1 protein-coding gene is annotated in these 903 nt (G+C 69.1%); it reads right to left on the bottom strand.

Annotated features, from left to right (window positions below; all coding sequences use genetic code 11):
- Positions 1–10: 10 nt before the first annotated feature.
- Positions 11–829: an IS5 family transposase gene (locus AC3ETA_RS47765; RefSeq protein ID WP_432199169.1), complete on the bottom strand. Its 819-nt coding sequence runs from the start codon at positions 827–829 to the stop codon at positions 11–13.
- Between the last annotated feature and the right edge of the window lie 74 nt (positions 830–903).

The raw sequence follows: 903 nt of genomic DNA, 5'->3' as shown, positions 1-903 counted from the left end.
AGGGGTCCTTTCAGAAAGCCGGATGCTTGCGGGCGAGGGTCATGCAGTGGGCGAGCTGGAGGAAGGCGTCGTGCATGTCGTCGCGTGTTTCCCAGCGGGTCCGTAAGCGGCGGGGGCCGTGGTGCCAGGCGATGGCGGACTCGGCGACCCACCGGACGCGCCCCAGGCCCGAGCCGTGCGGCTCGCCGCGCCGGGCGATCTTCGGTGTGATGCCGCGCTCGCGCAGCCGACGGCGGTAGACGTCGTGGTCGTAGCCTCGGTCGGCGTATAAGGTGCGAGGCTTGCGCCGGGGTCGGCCCCGCTTGCCGCGTACCGGCGGCAGCCCGTCGACCAGCGGCAGGAGCTGGGTGATGTCGTTGCGGTGTCCACCGGTGTGTGACACCCGCAGCGGGGTGCCGCGGGCGTCGGTCAACACATGATGCTTCGAGCCCGGCCGTGCGCGGTCAACCGGGCTCGGACCGACTTTTGGGCTGCTTCGCCCCCGCTTGGCCTGCACGTGCGAGGCGTCGATCGTGGCACGGGAGAAGTCCAGGCGGTCCGCCGCCCGAAGCCGGTCCAGCAGCACCCGCTGGAGGTCCTCCCACACCCCGGCCTGCTGCCACTCGGCCAGCCGCCGCCAGCAGGTAGGACCAGAACCGAACCCCAACTCCTGTGGCAGGAACTCCCACTGGACCCCGGTGTACAGGACGAACAGCACACCCTGCAGCGTCTTGCGGTCATCGATCCGCCTGCGCCCCGGATACCGGAACCGCCGCTCATGCTTCGGCAGCAGCGGCTCGATCACCGCCCACAACTCGTCACTGACTTCCCACGGCTTCCGCCGTGCCATGGACACACCCCACACAAACACGGAGTCACATACACCTACCACCGTGCCACAAGAGGATCTTTCTGCAAGGACCC

Source organism: Streptomyces sp. bgisy027 (genome assembly GCF_057710365.1).
The sequence above is the reverse complement of the archived record's forward strand: the minus strand, read 5'-3'. Positions and strand labels throughout refer to the sequence as shown.

Coding starts and splice junctions, on each gene's coding strand:
- AC3ETA_RS47765 (WP_432199169.1), bottom strand. CDS start 829: ATGGCACGGCGGAAGCCGTGGGAAGTCAGTGACGAGTTGTGGGCGGTG.